Genomic DNA, 20,468 nt, shown 5'->3' with positions numbered 1-20,468 from the left:
ATAAAAAAAGCAAACCGAAGTTTGCTCTTTATTCAATAATTACGAGTAATTATTCTTCGTCATCGTAGTCTTCGTCAGTGACTGGGGTTTCTTCTAATGAAGTATCAAAAATTAGAATAGCTTTACCGTCAGTTTGAATCATACCTTGATCTTCTAAGGTCTTTAATACACGGCCAACCATTTCTCGTGAACACCCGACAATGCGTCCAATCTCTTGTCGAGTAATACGAATTTGACGGCCATTCGGCAAGATCATTGCTTCTGGTTGTGAAGATAGATCGATTAAGCAACGCGCAATACGACCTGACACATCAATAAATGCAAGATCGGTCATTTTACGAGTTGTATTTTTTAAACGACGAACGAGTTGTGCGAAAACGGCATAGCTGAGATCTGGATACTGTTTGCTCAGTTCGTGGAAGTTGTCATATGAAATTTCTGCAATTTCACAGACATCACGGGTACGAACTTCAGCTGTACGTTGAGGGTTCGGTTCGAAAAGCCCCATTTCCCCAAAGAAGTCACCAGGATTCAAATATGCCACAACAATTTCACGTTCATCGTCTTCACGTAAAATAATTGAAACTGAGCCTTTTAAAATTAAATATAAAGATTTTGACTCTGTTCCGGCATCAACAATTGTGGTTCGTTTTGGATATCTGTTGATGTGAGCACGTTTTAACAATGCTTTAACGGATTCAGGTAGTTGCCCCGGAGATAAAGCATCTGTGCTGAGTTGTGAAAAATTTGAAGTCATGCTTGATATGTTCCGAATAGGGTAAACAATTCACACAAGCTCGAGATGAGCTATTACACAGAAGAGATGAAATTCCTTATCAACTCATTTTATGTTAGTGTACAAAACAAGGGTCTGTTGACATTTCACAGATGGTTGCGACATAAGACAATTTTTCTGGACGTTACGAAGCAAGAACTATGGAATTTAGTCATTCTAAATCAATAGAGCTTAACAACGAAACGAACAAAAATCTGGCCTTGCGCTGCATCAAAGATGCTTTAATTGCACCTCAGATTCCGGCTGAAATTTAACAAACTTTATTACAAAACTGGACAAAGGATTGCCCTTGTCTGTGTTTTGCGTTTTATTTGGATTAATTTTTAGCTATTACGCAATCCATAGATGAAATGTCAACAGACCCTGCTTAAATTTATAATTTTTTTTGGGTAGTTGCAATGCAAACAAGTGTACATTGGCTAGAGAATGTTGCTTTTGAAGCGAAATCAGAGAGCGGTCATAGTGTAGTGATGGATGGCTCACCTGAGTACGGTGGTGAAAACCGTGGACCACGTCCTATGGAGTTGATATTAATGGGACTTGGTGGGTGTGCTTCGTTTGATATTGTGACTATTTTAAAGAAATCACGTCAAGATGTGACGAATGTCGTATGTCAGCTTAAAGCTGAGAGAGCAGATGCAATTCCGGCAGTTTTCACCAAGATCCATTTACACTTTGTAGTGACAGGTAAAGCTGTAAAAGAAAAACAGGTCGCAAAAGCAGTAGAGCTATCAGCTGAGAAATATTGTTCAGCAAGTAAAATGCTTTCAGATGGTGGCGTAGAAATTACTCACGATTTTGAGATTATTGAAGCAGCATAATTTTATTTGTGAATGCCTAAAAAATAAAAAAGCTAACAGTCATGTTGGCTTTTTTTATGATAAGAATAATTAAAAAATAAAAGGAGAGAGTTAAGTGAATATCCGTTTAGCACAATGGGAAGATACCGAGACCATATGTTATTTACTTAAACAAATGGGATATTCACAGCCTTTAAAAGTGGTTCAGGAACAATTTCAAATACTAAGTAAAGATCCTAATGCGATTATGTTGGTCGCAGCTGACGATTTAAAAGTGTATGGAGTTTTATCGCTTTATTTTATTCCACAAATTGCCTTACAAGGTGACTTTGCCAAAATATGTTATCTATGTGTTGACGAGAAGATGCGTAGTAAAGGAGTGGGGCATTTGCTTGTACAAGAAGCAGAACGGTTAGCGAAGCAACGTGGTTGTGACCGAATGGAACTTCATTCGGGGATACAAAGACCTTTGGCACATCAATTTTACCTAAGAGAAGGCTATGTCGAAGCGCCAAAGTACTTTCGTAAAGTTTTAAATTAATGAGTCGTATTTAAAAAAAGTTGAGGGTCTACCCGTGCATTGTTAAGGCTCATTCCCCAATGTAAATGGGGGCCTGTGACACGTCCTGTTTTACCGACGAGACCTAAAGTTTCCCCTTGACGAATATGTTGGCCTTTTTCTACTTTTATCTCGCTTAAATGACAAAACATACTAATTAAGCCTTGACCGTGATCGATTAATACAGTTTGCCCATTAAAAAAATAATGACCTGTTTGAACGACTACGCCGTCTGCTGGAGCAACTACTTTTTGGCCTATTGGTGCTGGAATGTCTAGACCTGAGTGTGGAGCACGTTCTTCACCATTAAAAAAGCGTTTTCTTCCAAAAGAATTGGTAAATTTACCCGAAGTTGGGCGTATAAATTTTGGTAAGGCTTGCCACGAACTTTGCGTAAATGAACTATAAACATCATTTTGTTCTTTAGCTTCTTGAGCGTAACGGTCTAATTGACTTTGATTGGGATTTACATAGTCTTGATTGGTAACTTTAAGGCGTTGCTCAGCATATGGATAGGATTTAACTTCTATTTGAATAGGGGCTTTATTGGTATCGAGTTGAACACTACCAAGTGGAGTAGATAACGGAATACCGAAAACAGCATAACGCTGCTGTCCTTCTTGGCTAATTAAAACCGGTTTGTGTTGAAAAGTGACCTGAGTAATATCCGAAGTTAAAGGAATAACTGCAATACCACCGGGTCTTCTTGAATCTTGGGGTAACTCCGCCATTGCTAGAGTCGAGCTAAAAAGACAAGTTGTTAATATAATATGTTTTAAGCGCATTTTTAATTTCAAAAACAGGATGGAATTGGAAAGATAAATTAATTCTTAATTCGGGAATTCTCAATGAAGTCTTTGTGAAGACTATAAAATAGATGAGAGTAAATATAAATATTCAAGATATTTAATAAAATGTAGCCGAAGTGTACTTGAAATATATACAAAACAAACCCATATTATAATCGAGTTTTACTCGCAGTATTTTTTATAACTTAATGAAAAATATATAAAAATTTATTTGAAATCCGAAAAAGTGTTCCCATCTATTACACAAGTACGAATTTGTTGTGAGGAATAACAAGAATGCGATTTGAAAAATTTACGAACCGCTTGCAGCAAGCCCTCTCAGATGCTCAATCCTTAGCGATGGGTAAAGACCATACAGCTATAGCAGGTATTCATATTTTGAGTACTTTATTGGAAGAGCCGTCCAATATTAGTTTGTTGCAACAAGCAGGTGCACGGTTACCTGAACTTAAACAAAAGCTAGAGCAGGCTTTAAAAGATGCTCCGACTATTGCTAACCCGACGGGCGATGTCAATTTAAACCCAGAAGCAGTTAAAGCACTCAACTTGGCAGATCGATACGCGCAAAAAGCTGGCGATGAGTTTTTGTCAACTGACTGGGTTTTATTGGGCTTGGCAGAAACTGGTGAAACAAAAAATATTTTAAGTGCCGTAGGTGTAACTCCCGACAGCTTACGCAAAGTAATTGAAAATATTCGAGGTAGTGACAAAGTCATGAGTAATAATCACGAAGACCAACGTGACTCACTTAATAAATATACGATTGATTTAACCGAGCGGGCTTTATCGGGGAAACTTGATCCGGTGATTGGGCGTGATGATGAGATCCGCCGTACCATTCAGGTCTTGTCACGCCGTACTAAAAATAACCCAGTACTCATTGGTGAACCTGGGGTAGGTAAAACCGCTATTGTTGAAGGTTTGGCACAACGTATTGTCAATGGTGAAGTACCAGAAGGCTTAAAGAATAAACGTGTTTTATCGTTAGATTTAGGCTCATTACTTGCAGGTGCTAAGTATCGTGGTGAGTTTGAAGAACGTTTAAAAGCTGTTTTAAAAGATTTGGCGAAACACGAAGGCGAAATCATCTTATTCATTGACGAGTTACATACACTCGTTGGTGCTGGTAAAGGTGACGGCGCGATGGATGCAGGTAATATGTTAAAACCTGCGTTGGCTCGTGGTGAGTTGCGCTGTGTGGGTGCAACAACCTTAGATGAATATCGCCAATACATTGAAAAAGATGCAGCCTTGGAGCGTCGTTTCCAAAAAGTGCTGGTCGATGAACCAAGTGTAGAAGATACCATTGCGATTTTACGTGGTTTGAAAGAAAAGTATGCGACTCACCATGGCGTACAGATTTTAGACTCAGCGATTATTGCTGCGGCGAAAATGTCTCATCGTTATATTACAGACCGTCAATTACCGGACAAGGCGATTGACCTGATTGATGAGGCCGCTTCTCGTATTAAGATGGAAATCGATTCTAAGCCAGAAGCACTTGATAAACTTGACCGCCGTTTAATCCAGTTGAAAATGCAATTGGAAGCGGTGAAAAAAGATGAAGACGCAGGCAGTAAGGCCGAAGTTACTCATCTTGAAAAACAGATCGCTGAAGTCGAGAAAGAATACAACGATCTGGAAGAAGTGTGGAAAGCTGAGAAAACACTGGTAGAAGGCACTAAACAAGCTCAGGTTGAACTTGATAAAGCACGTATTGCTTTTGAAAAAGCTCAGCGCGAAGGCGATTTGGCAGAAGCAGCACGTTTGCAATATGGCGTAATTCCAGAGCTTCAAAAACAATTGGAGCAAGACGAAGTTGCTGAAGAAAACGAAGAGCCAAAACTCATTCGTACAAAAGTAACTGAAAATGAAATTGCCGAAGTCGTTAGTGCTGCAACAGGTATTCCGGTTGCTAAAATGATGCAAGGCGAGCGTGAAAAACTCCTTCATATGGAAGAGTTCTTGCATGACCGTGTTGTAGGGCAAGATGAAGCAGTCGTTGCGGTATCGAATGCTGTTCGCCGTTCACGTGCCGGTTTGTCTGACCCGAATCGTCCTAGCGGATCATTCTTGTTCTTAGGACCAACAGGTGTTGGTAAAACTGAGTTGACTAAAGCTTTAGCTAACTTCTTGTTTGACAGTGATGATGCCATGATTCGTATCGATATGAGTGAATTCATGGAGAAACATTCTGTCAGCCGTTTAGTTGGTGCGCCTCCGGGTTATGTAGGTTACGAAGAGGGCGGTGTTTTAACCGAAGCTGTTCGCCGTAAACCATATAGCGTAGTGTTGTTTGATGAGGTTGAAAAAGCGCATCCAGATGTCTTCAATATCTTGCTACAAGTATTAGACGATGGACGCTTAACCGACTCACAAGGTCGTGTAGTGGACTTTAAAAACACGGTTATTGTGATGACATCGAACTTGGGGTCACAAGATGTACGTGAACTTGGTGAAGGTGCAACTGATGATGAAGTGCGTACTATTGTAATGAATGCGGTAAGTCAGCATTTCCGTCCGGAGTTTATTAACCGGATTGATGAGCTGGTGATTTTCCATTCACTCAAAAAAGCACAGATTCGTGGCATTGCCGATATTCAGTTGGACCGCTTACGCTCACGACTTGTTGATCGTGATATGAGTTTAACTGTAGATGACAGTGCATTTGACTTATTGATTGACGCTGGTTTTGATCCTGTATACGGAGCGCGTCCATTGAAACGTGCAATTCAACAACAGGTTGAAAATACACTAGCTCAAAAAATCTTGTCAGGTGACTTTGTTGCGGGTGATACCATTTTAGTTAAAGGCGAAAATGGTCACTTAGTGTTTGATAAGCTGAAACTCAGCTAAGTTTTTTCTGCTAAAACCGAAAAGAGAATATGGAAACATATTCTCTTTTTTTATATTTAACTTTTATGCTGATTTGAAGATATAAGCGCAATAATTGAATCTGCTACTTTCTGTGTGAGAGTTTTAAGTTTTTGTTCGGCATGACCTGATAAAAAATAATGATAATGATAAATACGTCCTAGATAAGAAATACAAATAAAGAAAGTACCTACAGGTTTTTCCGTGGTTTCACTTCCGCCAGGTTTTAATAAACCTGTGCAGCTCACAACAATGTCAGCTTGTTGAAATAGGGTTTGACCAAGCCTGCACATTTCTTCAGTTACTTGTGGCGATTCTGCTGTGTAGGTTTCAATTAACTTTGGATCAACTTTTAAAACACTGATTTTAATACTGGGGTCATAACTGACTAATCCACCCAGTAAAATATCAGCACCACTATTTTTATGAATCGAAAACTGACTGGTTAAGTAACCTGAACTGGCACTTTCAATAAATGCAACTTTAAGTAAACGGTCTTCTAATAACTGACAGCATTGCTGAAGCATTATTCCACCTCGTATGGTGTTTATTTATGAATAAATCTAACTACAAATAAATTATAAAATCACGTTAAGTGATCTAAGGGTATGGTTCAAGTCTAAGATAAAAATCTATAAAACTATTTGAATATTCACAAAAAGCCTGTGAAGAATTTCAGGTTTTAAAATGATCAATGCTAATTATCGGGAAGTTTCTTTATAACATTGCGACAAGGTTAAAAACTTGTTAGTTTGATTCGATATAACAAACAATAACAATTTTAGGATGAACATGATGAACAATAAGCAAGGGTGTGTGCTGGGAATTTTAAGTTGTATAGCGGTATTACCGACGAATCTATGGGCTGCACAGCCTATGAATGAAAGTGCGCTTGCAACTCAAACAGGAGCAGTAACGGCAGCTCTACCCGTAATTATTGCAAAAGCTCAAGATGATGCGAAGAAGCCAGAAATAGAGCAACGTCAAGTTCGGCAAACACTAGGGGATAACTATTTACAGCAGGTTCGATGGAATTCACTGCGCACAAGTGTGTTATCGCCTTATCAAGAACAAAAGCAAAATCAGGTCATTGATGGAAAAGAGAAGAAAAAGTTAGAAATGGTTGCTCTGCCAGAAAGAGCTGATCGTTTTACGCGTTATGATTTTGAGTCAAAGAATGTACATGGTGAAGTTATCATTACCGTGAAGTAATGATAACTTCCTGTTTCAAATTCAGATTAGTTTAGCCCTGGATGCTGAATTTTCCATGCACGGTGGATTTTTTGATTACGTTTAAAATCGGGTCCAATCGTTTCAGAAGTAATTTCTTCAACATCATATAAAGCCTCGATCTCTTCATCCATCTCAAAACCACGATAGTTATTTGAGAAGTAAAGTGTACCTTCACTTGTTAAGCGGTTCATTGCACGTTTAATTAAAGAGACGTGATCGCGCTGCACATCAAAAGTACCGTGGAACTTTTTAGAATTAGAGAATGTTGGCGGGTCAATAAAAATAAGATCATATTGTTCATGACCTTCTTTTAACCATTCAAAACAGTCACTTGCAAAGAACATGTGCTGTTCGTCTGCATGATCTACCGTTAAACCGTTTAAAACGAAGTTTTCTTTTGACCAGCTCAAGTAAGTATTAGATAAATCTACACTGGTTGTACTTGCAGCGCCGCCTAAAGCCGCGTGTAAGCTGGCTGTCGAGGTATAACTATAAAGATTTAAGAAGTGCTTACCACGTGCTTCTTTAGCAATACGTAAACGCATTTGACGGTGGTCAAGGAACAAACCTGTATCGAGGTAGTCAGTTAGGTTCACTAAAATTTTAGCTTTACCTTCTTGAACGATGAAACGTTTATTGGCTGTACTTTGTTTAGTGTACTGATTGGTACCAGTTTGACGCGCACGTGTTTTAATAAAGATTGCATCGCGATTTAATCCTGTTACCGCACGAATAGCAGCAAGCGCTAAGTTAAAACGTTTTTTTGCTTTTTCAGGATCAATCTTTTTAGGTGGTGCATATTCCTGAACATGTAAACGGTCGCCATATAAGTCTACAGCAAGGTTAAAGTCAGGGAGGTCTGCATCGTATAAACGTAAGCAATAGATATTTTCTTTGGTTGCCCATTTTTTCAAGGCAGTCATGTTCTTTTGCAAACGGTTAGCAAAGTCTTGAGCTTCTTCCATTTCAACAGGTTGAGCTTGCCAGTTTGCCAAGAATGGTTGAGTGACTTTTTCAGGTTTAACTGTACCGAAACGAACATAAATCGGTAATTTACCATTCATTAAGCGTAATGTTTCTGGTGCTTCAAATGCTAAAACATCGGCTTGTTCAATTTGTGCGGCAATAATTGCTGCATATTGATTTGGGAAGTTCTTTTGTAAGAGGGCAGATAAGCCTAAGTAAAGAGAACGGTTAGAAGCTTTGTCACCTAAGCGCTCACCATATGGAGGGTTGGTAACGATAAAAGCAGTTTTATTTTCAGCACCGAAATCTGGCCAGTCTGCTAAAGTACGCTCTTCAATTTGAATATCGCCTAGTAACTTTTCAAAACCTGCTGCAATAATGTTTTCGCGTGTTGCTTTTACAGCTTCCCAGTCAGCATCGTATGCATAAAACTTAGGTAACGGTTGTTCAAGTGCTTTTTCATGACGCTCTGCTGCTTCTGCTTTGAGTGAAAGCCAAAGTTCACGGTCATGACCATGCCAGCCATTAAAACCAAAACGACGTACAAGACCCGGCGCACGATCAGTTAAAATCATTAATGCTTCAATAATAAATGTGCCTGAACCACACATTGGGTCAAGTACAATTTCCGGGTTACGCTCCTGAAGCTTGGCTTTTTGTAAAATTGCCGCTGCGAGGTTTTCTTTAATTGGCGCATCTGTCATGAAACGACGGTAGCCGCGTTTATGTAATGAATCTCCAGATAAATCTAGGCAGTATGTATGCTCGGTTTTGCCCGCAAGCACATATAATGTAATTTCCGGTTGTTTGGTATCAATACTTGGGCGGCGACCTACAGCTTCCATAAAGGAATCAACAACACCATCTTTTACACGAAGAGTTGCAAACTGCGTATTTACCTTAATTTCACGCTCTGCGTGTAAGCGAATTGCAAAGGTACTTTGTGGTGCAAAAATAAGTGACCAATCAAAACTAATTGCACCTTCATAAAGCTCTTCAGCTACATCACGTGCATCGTGGGTACGTTCAAGTTCATAAGTATGAATTGGAAGTAAAACACGTGAAGCAAGACGTGACCACATGCAAATACGGTAAGCATGTTCAAGCGTTCCTTCAATGATTAAACGTCCTGCTTTACGTTCTGTCACTTTGGTGCCAAGCTGTTCTATTTCTTCTTGTAAGAGGGTTTCTAAACCATCAGCACAAGTAATCCAATAGTGGTTTAAACGTAAAGAGGTATTCATAAACTCGATTGACCAAAACATATAAATATTAACGATGCAAAGTTTAACGTATTTTGGTGTCTAAAAGTTTTTAAATTATTGCAACCTATCACTTGGCAACCAATAAATTGATTTTTAAAGCTTAAAATATAAAAACTGGTATGTATTTTGCTAAATCTTTCGAAATAAAATTTATTTAATTAATCATTATTGATGGTTTTTAACCAATTTCATGATTTGAATACATAGGGGAATATAAATGAAAGATATGATGGGGAATGGTTTTATAGCGAATGCAGAAGCTTTCACACTAGCTACTCAAATTTATGTGCGTATGCGCAGAGTAACGGGACGGGTGATAGATGCAATGTACGTTGTTCAAAATAAAGACTATGCGAAATATGTAATTGCACTGGCACTAGAAGCAGAAGATGACGAATTAAAACGCTGTGTTGAACGATTAATGGTATTGACTGATTCAATACCAGAGCAGTCTCAAAAAGAAATGACAGTAAGTATTCAAACTAGTGAAGAATCAGAAATCACAGCCGAAGACATTTATCGGGCACAAGTGCCACATCATTATATTGGTGCTTTAAGGTAATCTGAGCACGGCTCTAAATTTTCTGGTCAATTTAGGGCCTTATTCTGTAAAGTTCTTCTGCGAAAAGAACGGAATTCAGCTACACTATGCACGTTTTCGCGATTCGACCCATAGGAATCCATTATGCATATTGCAGCGTTGCATCAACCGAGCCAGGTTCAGCTCAATCAAGACGGAAATTTAAAACATTTTTTAACGATTGAGGGCCTTTCAAAAGAAAACCTCACTAAGATTTTAGATACCGCGCAAAGCTTTTTAGATGATAATAATAATTTAATTAACCGCCCGCTTTTAGAAGGTCGGACGGTTATGAATCTCTTCTTTGAAAACTCCACCCGTACTCGTACTACTTTTGAAGCAGCAGCAAAACGTTTGTCTGCCAATGTATTGAACATTGATATTGCACGTTCAAGCACGTCAAAAGGTGAGACTTTACGAGATACGCTTTGGAACCTCGAAGCAATGGCTGCCGATATTTTTGTTGTACGTCATTCATCTTCAGGTGCTGCACATTTCATTGCTAAAGATGTATGTCCGAAAGTCGCAATTATTAATGCCGGAGATGGACGTCATGCCCATCCAACGCAAGCGATGCTCGATATGCTCACTATTCGCCGTGAGACGAAAAAACCATTTGAAGACTTGAGTGTTGCCATTATTGGTGACATTAAACACTCTCGCGTTGCGCGTTCAGATGTAGCTGCACTTCAAACACTCGGATGTAAAGATATCCGTGTGATTGCGCCGAACACCTTATTACCGGTTGGTTTTTCAGAATATGGCGACCATGTTCGTTTGTTCAATAACATGGATGAAGGCATTACCGGTTGTGATGTGATTATTGCTTTACGTATTCAAAATGAACGTATCGATTCACCAGCATTATCTTCACAATCTGAATTTTACAGAATGTACGGTTTAAACAAAGAGCGCCTTAGCTTGGCTAAACCGGACTGTATTGTTATGCATCCGGGACCAATGAACCGTGGTGTAGAAATTGATTCGAGTATTGCTGATGGCGAACAGTCAGTGATTTTAAAACAGGTCACTAACGGTATTGCAGTTCGTATGGCTGTGCTAGCGTTGTCTATGCAAGGGCAACTCCAAGAACAAGGTTTAATTGAAGCGATTGCGTTGTAAGGAATGGATCACATGAGTATTGTAAAAATTGAAAATGTACGTGTGTTAGACCCAATCCAAAAAACAGACAGCGTACAAACTGTATATCTTCAAGATGGTAAGCTCATTGCCCCAGTCGATCAGGTTGAACAAACTATTGATGGTCAGGGTAAATGGTTAATGCCAACTATGGTTGATTTGTGTGCACGTTTGCGTGAACCAGGTCAGCAGCAGCATGGAACGTTGAAATCAGAAGGTAAAGCTGCACGTGCTAATGGTATTTTGCACGTCATTACGCCGCCAGACTCAAAGCCGATTGTACAAGACAACGGTGCGCTCATTCACGGCTTAATTGAAAAAGCTTGGCATGATGGTGGTATTCACATGCATATCATCGGTGCCCAGACTCAAGGTCTAAATGGTAAGCAACCAGCAAATATGGCAGGCCTTAAAAAGGGTGGCTGTACTGCTGTTTCAAATGCGAATGCTGCTTTTGAAAATGACGATGTTGTTGTTCGTACATTAGAGTACGCCGCGGGTCTTGGTTTAACCGTCGTTTTCTATGCTGAAGAGCCACAACTTGCTAAAGATGGTTGTGCTCATGAAGGCTTTATTGCATCACGTCAAGGTTTACCAATGATTCCTGCAATTGCAGAAACCGTAGCGATTGCAAAATATCTGCTTATGATTGAAGCGACAGGTGTCAAAGCTCACTTTGGTTTGTTGTCTTGTGGCGCTTCGGTCGAATTAATTCGTGCTGCAAAAGCAAAAGGTTTACCGGTTACTGCCGATGTAGCAATGCATCAGTTACATTTAACTGAGCAACTAATTGATGGCTTCAATTCACTTGCACATGTTCGTCCACCATTACGTTCTGAGCAAGATAAAGAGCTTTTACGCCAAGGTTTAAAACAAGGTGTAATTGATGCAATCTGTACCCACCATGAGCCTTTAAGCAGTTCAGCTAAAATGGCTCCATTTGCAGAGACCCAACCGGGTATTACTGCATTTGATACTTATGTGGCTTTGGGTATTCAGCTCATTAATGAAGGTTTATTTGAACCTTTAGAATGGGTAACTAAAGTGACAAGTGCTCCTGCACAGGTAGCAAATATGACAGCACGTTGGCAAGCTGAAGCAGGGTGGGTGTTGGTAGATCCTGAGTTAAGCTGGACTGTAAGTAAAGACACTATTTTATCTCAAGGGAAAAACACCCCTTTACTGGGTCAAAAGCTTACAGGTAAAGTCTTACAGACTTTTGCTGTTTAATTTTAAGCAGCAAAATGCCGATATAAAATATAAACAGGTAGATCATAAAGATCTGCCTGTTTTGTAAATACTAGATGGAAAATTGTATATAAATTATTTAAAAAACAACAAAAGATTTCGAGCGCATTAGAATAAAAAACTATCAGCAAAGAGAAGTATTTGAATAATCAAAAAGTTGCTGGTTACGACGTATAAGATTCGGGAGAATAACCAATGTCGATAAACCCTATAGAACTGCTTAAAGAAAAAGTATCTTCAACAATATTAAATAATCAGGATGGATACCTCGGCGAAAAAACAAACGCTTTATCTAAGTTTTATCCAATTCTACTTTCATTATTAGCTGCTAAACCTGATCTTATAGGACAATTGAAAAACAGTTTGGCTCCGTCATTATCCGATCTTTTTTCTCATAATGAGCAAATTAAGAATACTGTGCTTACCCATTTAAGTGGTACAGCACCAAATAATGAAATCGAAAATACCCTCAATAGCGCATTAAAACCGAGCCTTAATGCAATTTCTGACGTTGCCGGAAATGATCAACAAAGTATTGTGAACTATTTACGTCAGCATGCTGAAACGATCCGTTCATATTTACCAGGATGGGCCGTGGGCTTATTAGCTCCATTAGGTATTGGAGCTGGTTTATCTTCTGTAACTTCATCGACAGCACCGCCACTTGCAGCAGCAACAGAGACTACGGGTAAATCTCGTGGTTTTTTACCCATTATTGCGCTCATTATTCTCGGATTATTAATTGCTTGGTTGTGGCGCTCTTGCCAGCATAAAGAAGCTACACCTGCACCAGAAACTAAAGCTGCAAGCGGTGTAGAGGCCGCGGCTGCTCCAGCTACTTTAACTTTAAGCACCGATGATAAAGGTGCCGTGAGCCAGTGTCAGGCTGGAATTGGCGATCAAGGTTTCTTAGCGACATTACAAACTCAAGTTAAACAAGTCTTTTCAGCTACTAAAGATTGTGATGTTGATACAAGTCAAACTTATGCGGCTGCTTTTACCGATAAGGATGCTTTGGCAGGCGTGTTGGGTGCATTAAAAGGTATTCCAAACGCTTCTTTAGAATGGGTGGGTGACAAGATTACATTGAAAGCAGGTGATGCTGCAGCGTTAGAAGCGTTAACTGCTAAAGTAAAAGCACTTGTTCCACATACCGAAGTTGTTGCCGCAGCGCCAGAAACAGCTGAACAGTCTGTAAGCAACAGTTTAAGTGCTTCACAAACAGCCTTAACTGCAATTGACCCGAACAATGTAGATGTAAACGCACTAGTTAAAGCACTTAATTTACAAATTATTAACTTTGCGAGTGGCTCAAGTGACATTCCTGCAGATAACAAAGCTATTCTTGATCAAGCAGCAACCCTTTTAAATAAAGTGTCTGGTGTTAAATTAGATGTAGGTGGTCACACCGACTCAACAGGGAATGCCGCTGCTAATAAAGCGCTTTCTCAACGACGTGCTCAAGCAGTAGTAGATTATTTAGTTTCTAAAGGAGTGGATGCTTCTAAACTGGTTGCTAAAGGCCATGGTTCAGAACAGCCAGTTGCAGACAATACGACCGAAGAAGGACGCTTTAAAAACCGTCGTATTGAGTTTTCAGTAGCTCAATAAAAAACAGATTTTATTGAATTCTAATTTGAAAAAAGCTTCTCATTTTGAGAAGCTTTTTTTATAGAAATAAATATTGTTAGGTTGGCATGAAAATTAGTTTGTTAGGGAGTGGGCGTGTTGCCTTCCATTTGGCAAAGGCACTCTTGGCTCAAGGTCATCATATCGCACAAGTTTATGCGCGTGATTTTGAGAAAACCAAGAAGTTTGCAGAGCAAATTCAAGCGAAAGCATGTCAGTCTCTTCAAGAGTTTCAACCAAGCGATTTAATTATTTTAGCTGTTTCAGACAGTGCTATTACTGAACTTGCAACGCAGGTACACGAGTTATTTCCCGAAACGCTTATGGTTCATACTTCGGGGAGTACAGACATTCAAGTCATCAGTAATATTCATGAAAAAGCAGGGGTGTTTTATCCTCTGCAAACGTTCAGTCTTGAAAGAGACGTTGATTGGCAAGCCACTCCATTATTTGTAGAGGCGACCAATAAAGATGATTTAATCATACTTTCTGATTTAGCAAATAGCCTAAGTAAGCGAGTGTATCAATATACCTCTAAGCAACGTTTAACTTTGCATTTGGCAGCCGTGTTTGCCTGTAATTTTAGTAATTATTGTTTTGATATGGCAAAGCAAGTTGTAGATGCAGAGCAGGTCGACTTTGGCTTGCTTTACCCATTAATTCTGGAAACAGCAAAAAAAGCTACTGAAAATGATCCAAAGCAAATGCAAACAGGACCTGCAATGCGAGGAGATCAGAATATCTTGGTAATGCATCAAAGCTTATTAGCCCAAGCAAATCGAGATGATTTAAAACAGGTTTATCAACTTTTAAGTGATGGCATCGTAAAGCGCCATCACTCATCTTAATTTTAAGAGGTTAAGGTTGACCGTTATTGCCCCATTTTAAAAAGCCTTTACGCTGATTTAAACGTTCAAAATATTGGTCGACATGTTTAAGCGCTGGATGGTCAAAAGGAGTTGCTTTCCAGCGTTGTACAGACAGCCCAATTGGTATATCGGCTAGGGTAAACTCAGTACCTGCAACATAGGCTTGAGTTTTTTCAAGTTGTTGATCGAGAATCTGCATTTGTTTATTCCACTGATCAATACCTTGTTGTAACAAATTCGGGTCTTGATGAAGGGCTGAATGTCGAATGAGCGACATAAATGCATAAGTCCAGCTGTTATTCAGTTCTATAGCTTGCCAATCAATCCACTGGTCAATAATAGCTTTTTGCTTAGCTTGAGTTGGGTAGAGTATATGGTCTTTATCATAAGCATTTGCTAGATAACGTATAATGCTATTCGACTGCCAAAGGACTAAGTCGCCATCTAAAATCACTGGAATTTGACCATTAGGATTTAATTGCAAAAATTCAGGAGATTGAGCGGAGCGGAAGCCTATACCCCAATCTTCTCTCTCATATGTAAGATTTAATTCGTCACATAGCCATAAGACTTTGCGAACATTAATAGAATTATCACGCCCTAAGATTTTTAACATGTGTTGTCCTTAGTATTTTTTAGTATGGCAAGTACCTTTTCTATAAATAACGAGATTGAGTTCAATTGGCAATCTTTAATTAGTCAGAAAAATGGACAAGATAAGTTATAGGTTTATTTAATTTTTAATATTGAAATGAAAAGGGCTTAGTTTATTACTAAGCCCTGTTTCTTACTTAATCTTCTTAAAGATAAAATCATTAATCTTATGACCTGACTCAATGCCACGGCGTTCAAACTTAGTTACTGGGCGCCATTCTGGTCGAGGATAGCTGTTGCCTTTACCAGCCAAGTTTTCAAGGTTTGGACGGTTGTCTAAAACATCTAACATCCACTCAGCATACGGTTCCCAGTCTGTTGCAGCGTGGAATGTACCACCAAGCTCAAGTTTTTGTTCAACCAATTGCATACGTTCATGAATAACGAAGCGGCGTTTGAAATGACGTTTTTTTTGCCAAGGGTCCGGGAAGTAAAGTTGTACGCAGTTGATACTGTTGTCAGGCATTTCACGTAGTACTTGAATTGCATCAGCATCGAGTACTCGTAAATTTTTAAGCTCTGCCATACCTGCTTCATAGACACATTGAGCAATGCCCGGTACATGGACTTCAATACCCACATAGTTACGTTCAGGGTTCGCTTTAGCCATAAGTACTAAAGAACGGCCCATACCGAAACCGATTTCAACAGTTAAAGGGCGCTCTGGATGCTTGAAGTGCTGACGTAAGTCACCCACGGGATATTCCAAAATTAAATCGCGATGTTGTTCTAAAGCCGTGCGTTGAGACGTATTGAGTGGGGCTGAACGACGCATAAACGTCACAATTTCACGGTGTTCAGGCAAATTGTCCAATTCTGCAATTTGCGTTTCTAACTGATCGATCGACATAACCTTGGCAATATTGAAATTCAAATGCGGTATTTTAAGTCTTCAGGTGGTCAAGTCAAATGTTTCGGTGTTTTTCTTCATGTAGATGTCATGATCAATATTTAAGCTAAGAGGCTAATTAAAACTCACATGAACATTTTTACTCATGAAAACTTTTCAATTAAAAACACTTTCGGTTTTTTTAAGTGCATTAGGTGCATTTTCATATAGTTCTGTTGCTCAGGCACAGCTCATGTTTAGCCAGTATGTTGATGGTAGCAGTAATAAAAAAGGGTTAGAAATTTATAACCCAGATGGTACTACCGTTAACTTGGCTGATTATGAAATTCAACAATTTAATAATGGTGGGACTGCGAAAACAGCTACCTTCCGTTTACAAGGTACGCTTGCAAGTAAACAAAAATTTTTGGTGGGGCGTTCAGAGTTACAGACAGAACTTGGCAATAAAGTAAATCAAGTGGCTGCATTGTCTTTTAATGGGGATGATGCAGTTGTGCTTGTTTATAAAGGCACACCTGTAGATCGTTTTGGCCGTATTGGGGAGCGACCTGAGGCAGGATGGGGAACTGCTGTTTCAAGCTTGGGAAATAGCTTTAAACGTATTGAAACTGAAAATCCAGCTTTGAGTATTGATCCGACAGCGGCATTTGATTTGGACCATTCATGGACAGCATGGGCAAACCGAAATGATTTTACAAATCTATCAGGTACTACTACTCAGCCTCCTATTGAAACAGTCAGCTGTTCAAGCTCAGATACACCAATTGCCGATTTAGCAACATCAGCACAAAACCAGACTTATACCGTGCGTGGAGTAATTACTGCCGACTATCGTTATGCAAATGGTTTCTCAGGTTTTTATGTTCAAACACCTGATACGAAAGCACGTGCAAATGTGAGCAATGCTATTTTTGTTTATATTCCGAATAGTAGTGCGGTGAAAGGTGGACAAATTGGTGATGAGGTTATTTTACGTGGTCGTTTAACCAGCTATCAAAATCAGCTACAGATTGACCAATTACAACAAGATATTCAAACCTGTAATAGCAATATGGCAAATCAGGTTCAGCCAATTAGCCTTGAACTACCATTTTCGAGTTTAACAGGCGGTTCAACCCATTCTCCGCAGCGTTATCAAGGCATGTTGGTGAAATTGCCTCAGACTTTAATGGTGAGTGAGAATTATAATTATGGTCGTTATGGTGAACTATCTTTAAGTTTAGGTCGCTTATATATTCCAACCAATTTATATCCAGCGCTATCTCCTGAAGCTAAAGCTCTAGCTCAGAAAAATTTATTATCTAAAATTATTTTTGATGATGGTTATAACAATCAAAACCGTACACCATGGTTACCTACAAATTTTAGTGCTGCCAATACATTGCGTTCAGGCTACCAGCTTAAAAATGTCGAAGGAATTTTAGAATATCGTTTTAACGGTTGGCGCGTACAACCAGTGCTTGGACGTACGCAACCAGAAGTTATTGCTCAAACCAACTCTCGTCAAAATGTTATTGCGAAAAATGCCAACCATATTCGTGTAGCTTCATTTAATGTCTTGAACTATGACAATGGTGCAACAGGTTTCCCAACAGAGCGTGGTGCAAACACACAAGCAGAGTTTGATAAACAGCACCGTAAAATTGTGAGTGCACTCAAATCGATTGATGCTGACGTTTACGGTTTAATGGAAATTGCCAACAATGGCTATGGCCCAAACAGCGCGATTGCTCATTTAACGAGTGCACTAGGTCCAGACTGGAAATATGTTATTCCTGAAAATCTGGATCGTTTAGGTACCGATGTTATTGCTGTAGCGATTATTTATAACAGCAAGCGTGTGAAGCCTTTAAATAAAGCTGTTGTGCTTGATTTAGGTGAGAAAAACAGAACGACCTTAGCTCAAACGTTCCAAGCTATCCGTGGTAATAAAACATTTACCGTTGTTCCAAACCATTTGAAATCAAAAGGATGTAGTGGAGTAGATGCCAACTCTTCTGATGCAGATCAAAATGATGGTCAGGGATGCTGGAATCCAACCCGTGTAAAAGCAGTTGATCAAATTGTGCAGTGGCTAGCAAAAAATCCGACGCAAGTGCCTAAGCAAAATGCTTTGCTGGTAGGGGACATGAATAGCTATGCAAAAGAAGAACCTATTTTAGCCTTTGAAAAAGCCAATTATAAAGTCTTACTCAATGATGCTAAGGTTGGGCAAGGCGCTCAGGCATATAGCTATGTGTTTGGTGTGGCAAGTGATGCAAATGGCAATGGTGGAGCGGGTAACTTAGATCATGCAATTGCCGACGCAGAGTTATATCCTAAAGTAGTTCGTACGTTTGCTTGGCATATCAATGCAGATGAGCCAACAGTTTTAGATTACAACGAAGAATATAAAACAGATGAGCAAAAGGCGCTATTTTATGGCGAAGATGCCTATCGTTCTTCGGACCATGATCCTGTAATTGTTGATCTAGATTTAAATGGTAAAGATTCAAGTCATCCTGATAATGGCAACAAAAATCCTATTTTGGATTTCCTAAACCAATTAGTGGAATGGATTAGCCAACTTTTTAAACGTAATTAACGGTAAAAAATGCGTGATGGGAATGTGTTTTATCATATTTTAAACAATCGTCACGCAAGACAACTTGCAAGGGAAAACTTTTTCAAGAATATTAGGTAGTGTAAGTAATTTATAAATTTACGCTTTTTTACAATTAAGGAATTGTACAAACCTTGCAGGTTTTTTAGAACCAATTTAAAACGTTAATGTGAGATAACAAGGATCAGATATGAAATTATATTATTCGCCAGGCGCATGTTCTTTAGCTGCACATATTATTTTAAATGAAATTAATGTTGATTTTGATTTAGAACGAGTAAATTTAAAAACACATAAAACAGAAAAAGGTGCAGATTATTATGAAATTAACCCAAAGGGATATGTACCAGCTTTAGAAATTAATCCGGGCTTAATTTTAACTGAAAACGTAGCGATTTTACCTTTCCTTGCTCAGCACGACCCTAAACAAGATTTGATTCCTCCTTCGGGCTTAGGCCGTGCGAAAGTATTAGAATGGTTGGGCTATTTAAATTCTGAATTGCATGATGCATACGCGGTATTTTTTGGGGCACCGTTAACAAATGATGAAAAAACCAAAGCTTATGCTGAAATTGACCGTCTTTTAAAATATATCGATAATTATTTGGCTGAGTCGGATTATGACTATTTGGTAAATGATAATTTTGGTCCAGCAGATGCGTATTTATTTGTTTTAACAAATTGGTCAAACTCAATTGAGCATGATTTAACGCCATATAAACATATTATTGCCTTACGTAATAAAGTTGCAGAACGTCAGTCGGTACAAATTGCAATGCGTGATGAAGGTTTAATTTCATAAGCAATTTTCAAAAGTATTAAAAAAGCCCCTAAGAAATAGGGGCTTTTTTAATGCTAAAGCGAATTAGTGTTGAGCATCTTTTTTCACATCAGCAGCCGCATTTTCAACAGCTTGAGCTGTATCAGCAGTCGCTTTACGTGCAGTAGCTTCTGTTTCAGCTGCAGCTTTAGCAGTCGCATCAGCAGCGTGGTCAGCAGCAGCATCAATTTTAGCTGAAGCGTTGTCTGTTGCAGTTGCAATATCGCTCGCAGCTTGATCACCAGCAGATTTGATATCTGCTGTTGCTTGTTGAGCAGCATTTTCTAAGTGTTCACCTGTAGTAGCACCAGTTTCTGGAGCTTTATCTTTATTACAACCAACAAGGGCAACAGTCGCAGCAAGACCTAAAGCAACAAGTAATTTATTCATTGTGTTTTTCCTTCTAATTCATGGCATCCAAAATTATGGATGTCTAAAATATAAACATAAAGTAACTGATTAATAAAGATCAAAAATTGTTAAAAAGTTGTAACTCTCGTATTAAAAAAGCCTAGCATTTTGTAATGCTAGGCTTGAACCAAATGATAGTGATTTGACCAGTTTTATTGCCCAGAACGGATGATGTAATCAAACGCAGAGAGTGATGCTTTAGCGCCTTCACCTGTAGCAATAATGATTTGCTTGTAAGGTACAGTGGTACAGTCACCTGCAGCAAATACACCTTTTACATTGGTTTCGTTGCGGTCATTCACAATGATCTCACCACGGTTGGTTAACTCAACCTCACTGTCTTTTAAGAAGTCAGTGTTTGGC

Annotated in this window: 19 protein-coding genes and 1 pseudogene; 12 read left to right on the top strand and 8 right to left on the bottom strand. The window is 39.1% G+C overall.

Going from position 1 to position 20,468, the window contains the following annotated elements:
• Positions 1–49: 49 nt before the first annotated feature.
• On the bottom strand, positions 50–757 hold the full coding sequence (gene crp, locus R5R67_RS15200) for a cAMP-activated global transcriptional regulator CRP (protein WP_000203217.1): 708 nt from the start codon (positions 755–757) through the stop codon (positions 50–52).
• A gap of 239 nt (positions 758–996) precedes the next feature.
• Between crp and R5R67_RS15195 the strand changes: the two are divergent.
• The 3 genes and pseudogenes from R5R67_RS15195 to R5R67_RS15185 all read left to right on the top strand — a co-directional run bounded on the left by R5R67_RS15195 (position 997) and on the right by R5R67_RS15185 (position 2,137).
• Positions 997–1,116: pseudogene (locus R5R67_RS15195) on the top strand (hypothetical protein).
• A 78-nt stretch (positions 1,117–1,194) separates the two neighbouring features.
• On the top strand, positions 1,195–1,617 hold the full coding sequence (locus tag R5R67_RS15190) for an OsmC family protein (protein ID WP_001195082.1): 423 nt from the start codon (positions 1,195–1,197) through the stop codon (positions 1,615–1,617).
• A 94-nt stretch (positions 1,618–1,711) separates the two neighbouring features.
• On the top strand, positions 1,712–2,137 hold the full coding sequence (locus R5R67_RS15185) for a GNAT family N-acetyltransferase (protein WP_001026228.1): 426 nt from the start codon (positions 1,712–1,714) through the stop codon (positions 2,135–2,137).
• On the opposite strand, the gene R5R67_RS15180 is transcribed toward R5R67_RS15185, so the two are convergent.
• Positions 2,134–2,940: a peptidoglycan DD-metalloendopeptidase family protein gene (locus tag R5R67_RS15180; protein WP_001237343.1), complete on the bottom strand. Its 807-nt coding sequence runs from the start codon at positions 2,938–2,940 to the stop codon at positions 2,134–2,136. The two genes, R5R67_RS15185 and R5R67_RS15180, sit on opposite strands and share 4 nt — an antisense overlap.
• A 300-nt stretch (positions 2,941–3,240) precedes the next feature.
• Between R5R67_RS15180 and clpB the strand changes: the two genes are divergently transcribed.
• Positions 3,241–5,820, top strand: coding sequence for an ATP-dependent chaperone ClpB (clpB, locus tag R5R67_RS15175; protein ID WP_001210050.1), 2,580 nt, complete (start codon positions 3,241–3,243; stop codon positions 5,818–5,820).
• A gap of 56 nt (positions 5,821–5,876) precedes the next feature.
• Here the strand turns inward: clpB and R5R67_RS15170 are convergent, their stop codons facing one another.
• A complete protein-coding gene (locus R5R67_RS15170) occupies positions 5,877–6,365 on the bottom strand; it encodes a CinA family protein (RefSeq protein ID WP_000941316.1) in 489 nt (162 codons plus the stop codon).
• Between the two features lie 268 nt (positions 6,366–6,633).
• On the opposite strand from R5R67_RS15170, the gene R5R67_RS15165 reads away from it, so the two are divergent.
• Positions 6,634–7,050, top strand: a complete 417-nt coding sequence (locus R5R67_RS15165; protein ID WP_001060738.1) for a hypothetical protein — start codon at positions 6,634–6,636, stop codon at positions 7,048–7,050.
• A 26-nt stretch (positions 7,051–7,076) separates the two neighbouring features.
• Here the strand turns inward: R5R67_RS15165 and rlmKL are convergent, their stop codons facing one another.
• The gene (gene rlmKL / locus R5R67_RS15160) at positions 7,077–9,281 is read right to left on the bottom strand and encodes a bifunctional 23S rRNA (guanine(2069)-N(7))-methyltransferase RlmK/23S rRNA (guanine(2445)-N(2))-methyltransferase RlmL (RefSeq protein WP_001098020.1); all 2,205 of its coding nucleotides are present in this window, start codon (positions 9,279–9,281) and stop codon (positions 7,077–7,079) included.
• A 238-nt stretch (positions 9,282–9,519) separates the two neighbouring features.
• Between rlmKL and R5R67_RS15155 the strand changes: the two genes are divergently transcribed.
• From R5R67_RS15155 to R5R67_RS15135, 5 genes are all read left to right on the top strand, one after another.
• Positions 9,520–9,864 carry a hypothetical protein gene (locus R5R67_RS15155; protein WP_000654265.1) on the top strand — a complete coding sequence of 115 codons (345 nt, stop codon included), beginning with the start codon at positions 9,520–9,522 and terminating at the stop codon, positions 9,862–9,864.
• Positions 9,865–9,987: 123 nt separating this feature from the next.
• Positions 9,988–11,004 (top strand): aspartate carbamoyltransferase catalytic subunit, encoded by a 1,017-nt coding sequence (locus R5R67_RS15150; protein WP_000546639.1) that lies wholly within the window; start codon positions 9,988–9,990, stop codon positions 11,002–11,004.
• 12 nt (positions 11,005–11,016) lie between these two features.
• Positions 11,017–12,252, top strand: coding sequence for a dihydroorotase (locus tag R5R67_RS15145; protein WP_000029356.1), 1,236 nt, complete (start codon positions 11,017–11,019; stop codon positions 12,250–12,252).
• Between the two features lie 213 nt (positions 12,253–12,465).
• Complete coding sequence (locus R5R67_RS15140; protein ID WP_000026485.1) at positions 12,466–13,881, top strand: OmpA family protein; 1,416 nt, start codon at positions 12,466–12,468, stop codon at positions 13,879–13,881.
• Positions 13,882–13,967: 86 nt separating this feature from the next.
• On the top strand, positions 13,968–14,747 hold the full coding sequence (locus R5R67_RS15135; protein WP_000703554.1) for a Rossmann-like and DUF2520 domain-containing protein: 780 nt from the start codon (positions 13,968–13,970) through the stop codon (positions 14,745–14,747).
• 10 nt (positions 14,748–14,757) lie between these two features.
• On the opposite strand, the gene R5R67_RS15130 is transcribed toward R5R67_RS15135, so the two are convergent.
• The gene (locus tag R5R67_RS15130; RefSeq protein WP_000912922.1) at positions 14,758–15,384 is read right to left on the bottom strand and encodes a glutathione S-transferase family protein; all 627 of its coding nucleotides are present in this window, start codon (positions 15,382–15,384) and stop codon (positions 14,758–14,760) included.
• A 171-nt stretch (positions 15,385–15,555) separates the two neighbouring features.
• Positions 15,556–16,272, bottom strand: coding sequence for a tRNA (guanosine(46)-N7)-methyltransferase TrmB (gene trmB / locus R5R67_RS15125; RefSeq protein ID WP_000020862.1), 717 nt, complete (start codon positions 16,270–16,272; stop codon positions 15,556–15,558).
• A gap of 145 nt (positions 16,273–16,417) precedes the next feature.
• Between trmB and R5R67_RS15120 the strand changes: the two genes are divergently transcribed.
• Positions 16,418–18,856: an ExeM/NucH family extracellular endonuclease gene (locus R5R67_RS15120; RefSeq protein WP_009516807.1), complete on the top strand. Its 2,439-nt coding sequence runs from the start codon at positions 16,418–16,420 to the stop codon at positions 18,854–18,856.
• A gap of 208 nt (positions 18,857–19,064) precedes the next feature.
• Positions 19,065–19,676, top strand: a complete 612-nt coding sequence (locus tag R5R67_RS15115) for a glutathione binding-like protein (protein WP_000781338.1) — start codon at positions 19,065–19,067, stop codon at positions 19,674–19,676.
• A gap of 63 nt (positions 19,677–19,739) precedes the next feature.
• On the opposite strand, the gene R5R67_RS15110 is transcribed toward R5R67_RS15115, so the two are convergent.
• Positions 19,740–20,084: a hypothetical protein gene (locus R5R67_RS15110; protein ID WP_001037895.1), complete on the bottom strand. Its 345-nt coding sequence runs from the start codon at positions 20,082–20,084 to the stop codon at positions 19,740–19,742.
• A gap of 173 nt (positions 20,085–20,257) precedes the next feature.
• Positions 20,258–20,468 (bottom strand): FAD-dependent oxidoreductase (locus tag R5R67_RS15105; protein ID WP_042053676.1); only part of this gene is annotated, 211 nt, incomplete at its 5' end.

It is taken from the genome of Acinetobacter sp. OYA S30, from assembly GCF_033599315.1.
Taxonomy (GTDB): domain Bacteria; phylum Pseudomonadota; class Gammaproteobacteria; order Pseudomonadales; family Moraxellaceae; genus Acinetobacter; species Acinetobacter baumannii.
Note: the sequence above shows the minus strand (reverse complement) of the source record. Positions and strands in the feature narration are given on the sequence as shown.